This window comes from Rhodococcus sp. BS-15 (assembly GCF_000813105.1).
GTDB lineage: Bacteria > Actinomycetota > Actinomycetes > Mycobacteriales > Mycobacteriaceae > Rhodococcoides.
In genome coordinates, this window is the sequence record NZ_BAOX01000612.1 from 1 (window position 1) to 731 (window position 731).

A 731-nucleotide genomic window follows, 5' to 3' on the forward strand; every position below is an offset into this window, starting at 1 on the left:
CCAACGTCGCTCCGCACTCGAGTGCGACGGCCGCTGCCGCGAGGGCGTTGCCGACCTGGTGCTCACCGTGCACCGCCAGGGTGATCGCTGCCGTACCCGCTGCGCATTCGAGCGTGAACGACGCCCGGGCGTCGGTGTCGACCTGCACGTCGAGCGCTCTGATGTCGGCATCTGCATTGCGTCCGACCGTGACGACGGATGCCGTTGTGCGGGTTGCCATTTCGGCGACGAGCCGGTCATCGATGTTGAGAATCGCCACTCCTCCGTCGGCAGCACTCGGCAGAGCTTCGACCAGTTCGCCCTTCGCCAGTGCGATGGCCGCGCGCGAGCCGAACTCACCCAGGTGCGCGGTTCCGACGTTGAGGACCACCCCGATGCGGGGCGGGGCGAGCGTGGCGAGTTCGGCGATGTGACCGATTCCTCGGGCCGACAACTCGAGACAGAGGAAATCGGTCTCGGCATCTGCTCGCAGCGCCGTCCAAGGATGTCCCAGTTCGTTGTTGAACGATCCGGGCGGTGCCACCACCGAGCCCAGGGGCTCGAGAACAGCAGAGATCAGATCCTTGGTGGAGGTCTTCCCCGAGGATCCCGTCACGCCGACGACGGTCAGGCCGTGCTCGGCGGTCAGCTCGACCACCGATGCCCTGGCCAGAGCGCCGAGGGCGGTCAACACTGCCGAACCGGAGCCGCCCGGGTCGTTCTCGAGTGCCATCGCGCGACTGTCGTGCGGA

The 731-nt window shown here is 67.4% G+C and carries 1 protein-coding gene; it reads right to left on the reverse strand.

Features of this window, described 5'->3' with window-relative positions:
- Positions 1-731: UDP-N-acetylmuramoyl-tripeptide--D-alanyl-D-alanine ligase (locus tag RHBS_RS28265; protein ID WP_145977674.1), on the reverse strand; the 731-nt coding region annotated here is incomplete at both ends.